At 54.8% G+C, this 5400-nt stretch carries 5 protein-coding genes; 1 reads left to right on the top strand and 4 read right to left on the bottom strand.

Annotated elements, in window-relative coordinates; translation table 11 throughout:
• Positions 1–72: 72 nt before the first annotated feature.
• Positions 73–1659, bottom strand: coding sequence for an FMN-binding glutamate synthase family protein (locus ACTH3S_RS17765; protein ID WP_441810345.1), 1587 nt, complete (start codon positions 1657–1659; stop codon positions 73–75).
• 660 nt (positions 1660–2319) lie between these two features.
• On the opposite strand from ACTH3S_RS17765, the gene ACTH3S_RS17760 reads away from it, so the two are divergent.
• Positions 2320–2739, top strand: a complete 420-nt coding sequence (locus ACTH3S_RS17760) for a DUF6789 family protein (protein WP_441810344.1) — start codon at positions 2320–2322, stop codon at positions 2737–2739.
• 59 nt (positions 2740–2798) lie between these two features.
• On the opposite strand, the gene ACTH3S_RS17755 is transcribed toward ACTH3S_RS17760, so the two are convergent.
• The 3 genes from ACTH3S_RS17755 to ACTH3S_RS17745 form a co-directional block, all read right to left on the bottom strand.
• Positions 2799–4178 (bottom strand): DsbA family protein, encoded by a 1380-nt coding sequence (locus ACTH3S_RS17755; RefSeq protein ID WP_441810343.1) that lies wholly within the window; start codon positions 4176–4178, stop codon positions 2799–2801.
• A gap of 181 nt (positions 4179–4359) precedes the next feature.
• Positions 4360–4770: a hypothetical protein gene (locus ACTH3S_RS17750; protein ID WP_441810342.1), complete on the bottom strand. Its 411-nt coding sequence runs from the start codon at positions 4768–4770 to the stop codon at positions 4360–4362.
• Positions 4771–5000: 230 nt separating this feature from the next.
• A partial coding sequence (locus ACTH3S_RS17745; protein ID WP_441810341.1) for an EthD family reductase occupies positions 5001–5400 on the bottom strand: 400 nt, incomplete at its 5' end.

The raw sequence follows: 5400 nt of genomic DNA, 5'->3' as shown, positions 1-5400 counted from the left end.
GCTAGACACGGTGTAGGTCATCGGAAATCCTCATTGGTCATGGTCAGAATTCAAGATTAAAACAATACGTTTTTAGCGCCAACTGTGCGCTGCGGCCTGACGCCAGTCACTGGCCCAGGCATCCGGGGCGCAGTCGGTGTGCAAAAGACAGCCATCTTCAATACAGGGATATAACTGGGCATAGGTCATAATGCTGCCTTGATTGACTCGCCGATTAATATCCGCAGGCTCCAAATCTTCCAGTCGATCTTTGCCCAGGATGCTAAGCAGTTCTGCCAGGGTTTCCATGGAGGAATGATGGTAGTTGGCAACCCGTACACCCTTGTCGGTTACATCCAGCTGTTCGTAGCGCGCAGGGTTATGGGTGGTGATGCCGGTGGGGCATTTGTTGGTGTTGCAACTGCGGGACTGGATGCAGCCGAGCGCCAGCATCATGCCGCGGGCTGAGTTCACGGTGTCGGCTCCCAGAGCTACCATCCGCAGCATATGAAACGCAGTGAAGGCCTTGCCCGAGGCAATAATTTTGATCTTGTTGCGTACACCGATGCCGCGTAGAGCATTGTGCACAAAGTGCAGGCCATCCCGCAGCGGCATACCCACAGAGTTGGTCAGCTCTATTGGTGCGGCCCCTGTGCCGCCCTCGCCGCCGTCTACGGTAATGAAGTCCGGTCGCAGGCCAGTTTCCAGCATGGCTTTACAAATACCAAGAAATTCCCGTGTGTTGCCGGGGCATAACTTGAAGCCCACCGGCTTGCCGCCCGAGAGTTTTCGCAGCTGCGCCAAGAATTGGAGCATTTCAATAGGGCTGGAGAAGGCCGAGTGCCCGGCCGGTGACAATACGTCCTCTCCCATGGGTACCATACGAATACGGGCAATTTCATCGGTGACCTTGGCGGCGGGCAGCAAACCGCCATGCCCGGGCTTGGCCCCCTGGGACAGTTTGATCTCGATCATTTTGATCACATCCAGCCCTGCCTGCTCTGCGAAAAGATCCGGATCGAATGCGCCCTCTGGCGTGCGGCAACCAAAGTAACCGGTTCCGATTTGCCAGATCAGGTCACCGCCGTATTCAAGGTGCCAGTCGCTGACCCCGCCTTCGCCGGTGTTATGGGCGAAATTTCCGAGTTTGGCGCCGCGGTTGAGTGCCATCACCGCATTGCGGCTGAGGGCGCCGTAACTCATGGCGGAGATGTTCAACGGGGAGGCTTCATAGGGCCGGGTGCATTCCGTCCCGCCAAAGGTGATCCGCAAATTGATTGGAAGGCACGCCTTGGGTGCAACGGAATGGTTTACCCATTCATAACCGTCGCGGTAGACCTCAAAGATGGTGCCAAAGGCGCGGGTATCGTTAGCTTTTTTTGCGCGCTGATAAACCAGACTGCGAAATTCCCGATTGACCGGAGCGCCGTCCAGATCGGATTCCACAAAGTACTGCTGCAACTCTCGCCGAACCGATTCGAACAGGTAACGGAAATGACCGATAACCGGATAGATCCTGAGGAGAGTATGTTTATTCTGGGTAAGGTCATGAATGCCTAGAATAAAAAGCGGCCCTATGATCAACCAGGCCCAGTTAACGCCCGGCCAGACAGTGCCGGCAATAACCAGCGTGGCGGCCAGCGCCAGACCGGAGACTATAAAAGCTTGACGAAAGACCATAAGGGGAATCCTGTTTTGTATCGCGAACAGAACCCCAGGAGTCCTGAGGTTCGTACGGGTTTGCGGGGCAAAGCTAACCGCTTAATCGGTTGACCCTTGTCCTTCACCCTCTTGGATATGGAAGCTGGATGGGTTGTTTCCGCGCTCGATATCGTCCGCACTTACTCCTTCTGCATGTGCTGTTGCTCCCAATGTGAAGGCTATAAGGGCGCCTATCAGTGTTAAAGTTTTCATGATGCCGTTCTCCGTCTTTGGTGTAGCGGCCACGCGCCTGTTTCTGTGAGTTCATTCAACGTTCTGAAGTGTGGCTTTCACACTATGGACACACGAGTGGTCGAAGAATTACAGACTATTCGGATACTGCGGATTCGGGAGCGTCTGCTGCGCTGGGCAGCGCATCATAATGGGCCCGCCTGGGCAATGTGTTCGGTGGTCAGCGACGAATTGTTTCCTTGCCCGACCATTCCGCCCCGGGCAGTGCGGCCCGACGATCACCCTGCGGCTGACTGAACTCATGAACGCTATCACATGTAACACTTTTCCCTGAGCAGTGTCTTTAGGACGTGAATGTTGAAAACACCTGGGGGCTCTCGGCCAAAGTGGTCGCGAGGGTTGCCAGTCCCATTCAGATAACGCCACACAAAACTGCGAGGTATTGAAATGAGTAACAATTTGAGAGGAATCATTGCTGGGCTGATTGCAACCGTCGTTCTTTCCTTATTGATGGTCGTCAAGGGCATGATGGGTGTGATGCCCGATCTTAATGTTATCGCCATGTTGGCCAGTAAGCTGGGTGGCAGCATGGCGATAGGCTGGGCCGCGCACTTTACTATTGGCGCGATCCTCTATGGCCTGGTATTTGCCAATCTGGGCAGTATGATTCCGGGCGGCTCTGACATTGGCCGGGGTATCGTGCTGGGTGTGATCGGTTGGTTGGTGATGATGGTGGCGCTGATGCCGATGGTGGGCGCCGGCTTCTTCGCGCTGAACATGGGTATGATGGCGGCGGTCGCGACGTTGGTGCTGCACGCTATCTTCGGCTTTGTGCTCGGCTTTACCTATAAAAAACTTGGATCCTGACTCTGTAACAATTTGCAGGTTCGCCTGTCAGTAGGCCATGAGATACCGAACGACTTACCTTAATTGCCGCGTTGGCCCTGTGTAACCTTTGCGTTGTTGGTCGGGTCGCAAACCCCTTGGGTGGAGCTGGTCTCCACCTTCTTTTTGATCGCCTCTTCAATTATCCAGAGCCTGTCCTGGCCCCAGCAGCTGAGGGTTCCATAGCGGAAACTCGGAACGCCCCAAAGCCCGCAGTCATACATTGCCTTACGGTTTACTTCCGCCCATTCACGCCAACTCTGGTCATTTAACAGAGTCTCTGCCTTCTGCCATTCCAAGCCAGCGCGCTCTACGATGACTTTCAGGCCCGCATCGGTTTCCGAGCGGATACCTTCGGCATTGACGGCTCGGGCGTAGGTTCGCATGTATTCGGTTTCGCGGCCCAGGGAGCGGGCGTATTCAAACAGGGCATAACACCTTTCTACGCCAGGCCCGAGGGGGTCAGCGACAAAGCCATAAGGAATACCCAGCTTATCGGCTTCTCTTTTTGTGTCGTGGAAGATGTACCACTTCTTGGCATCGGGTACCGATTGCCCGCGCATCACCATGGGGAGCACCGGCCTCAGTTGCAGAGGAGTATTCCATGCGTCTGCCAGCTGGATTGCCCGTTCCAGGCCGAGGTAGGAGTAAGGGCTGCGGATGGAGAAGAACACTTCCAGAGTGGTCTCGGCGGCCGGATGGGCATCGGGTAGTCTGGTGGCGGTACTCGTTAAATCAGCCCAGGTGCGCGTATATGTGATGGCATCGGAGGCGTCCCGATTCAGCCCCTGATCCGTGAGGCTTCGCTCAAGATGGTCCAGCCGGTCCACGCCCCAGAACCACTCGCCAAGGTACCAGATCATGCTGCCCTGATAATGGCCGAGCCGCCGGAGCATTTTTTCATTCTCGAACAGGGCTTGATCGTGAAGATCTGTAGGTGCCGGACCTGGCTCGCTTTGGGAATTGGAGCTCCAGAGATCCGCCAATATGCGGGCAGCGGTGTTGAGCCCGTCGTTGGCTTGTTCGGCATGAAGCAGTTGGGCTGTGGCGGACTTGAGTTCGGTTTCAGAGAGTGGCGTTGGCCGGTCAGGCGGCGTGAAGTTATACAGTTGGGCAATTCGTGTGGCGTCCTGTTGAGCCCACGAACCCCACAGCACCGGCTCGGGGAACATTTTGTCATCCAGCCGCCAAACGGTATGGAGCCGGAAACGCACCCGAAAGCGCTCCTGTAGTTGGACAAGTGCCTGCAACAAAGGTAGCCCGAAAGGGTCTCGAGGATTCACGAAAACCCGAACAAGATCGCTCTCGCCCCGCCGCCTTGCTCGAGCTTTGTGCATGGATCGTTGCAGAGCATGTTGGTACGAACTGGAAAGTGCGCGGGCGAACCAGGGCATAAGATCCGCTTTGACTGGGCGGCGCATAGGGGAGCCTCTTTTTGTTATTTCTTGATTAGCAAATTGTATACGCACTGTAACAGTTGTACTTCACATGTGACGTTCAACAGCCAGTTCAGAAGCACGCAGTACCCCGGTTGTGAATTTGTCTATATTGATAACATTGGCAGACAACCGGGGCATTTGTTTTAGGAATGACCGTCGCGTACTAGGCAGTGACGGGGGCGGGTTGCCGTGAAAGTGTCAGGGTATCGTAATCTCGCAGCAGGAATAAGGCGGCACAGGCGGCCAGCATTGGCCAGGCAGCAAAAAATATAAGGTTGTCGAACGGCTGGAGGTATTTGCTGATTGCCGCGAGGGTGGATACCCCGTGGAACACCAGAATGGCGCCGTAGGTCCAGGTTTTAAACAGCCCTGCAACGAAGGCGAGGATCAGTGCAAGTTGGGCGATACCCATCGCGTAAAAGACGCTGTCGCCAAGGCCACCGAGCCCATAGAACGCTGTGAAGACTTTGGCGGCGTGTTCAGGCTGAACCAGTTTGTCCAGGGTCCAGAACAGAAATACAATAAAAACGCCGAGTCTGAGCAACAGCAGGGCAAGAGGTAGTTGTTTGGGCATTCGTTTCTCCTTTTGGATTTTGAGCGATCGCTCCAGTAGCAGGCATGGACAGGCGTAGCTTTACAGAGTTCCATCAAAGGAGCTCTTCTTGTAGCAGTTGGGCAGAGTCTGTGCACGAGGAAGCACAGAAAACACAGTTTCAGAAAGGCGCTTCTTAACACTCTGGAACGCAGTGTCACTACTGAGGATCGGGTAGGCGGAAAATCCTTAGCCCCGCCGATAGCAGGCGTTTATTCGATGATTTCGCTGATCTGGACTGCAGGTTGTACGTTGGTGAAATTCGGGATATCTCCCAGAATCTCTTTGGCGTGAGGCCCGAACGCTGCCTCGAAGTCACTAACCGAGTCAAAATACAGGTGCCCCATGGCGATGTAGGTGGGTGGTTCTCCCGGCGCGCCTCCTGCCAAGCCTGATTCGATGGCGGTTCGTTTGCAGGCATCTCCGAGCTTTTCACGAACCAGCGCCATATGAGTGTCACGGTAATAGGTAATGTCGAACGTGCTATCTGCAGTCTTGGGGTAGAGTACGCTGACTTTTATCATTGTTGAGGCCTCGCTTTTTGGGGTTCGAACATAAGGTGTCAACGCCGGTTTAAAAGTGACCCACTTATCGGGAATATCGCCGGTTGAA

Origin of the sequence: Marinobacter sp. (genome assembly GCF_052094685.1) — a bacterium.
Classification (GTDB): Bacteria; Pseudomonadota; Gammaproteobacteria; order Pseudomonadales; family Oleiphilaceae; genus Marinobacter.
This window is presented reverse-complemented; position numbering and strand designations above follow the sequence as displayed.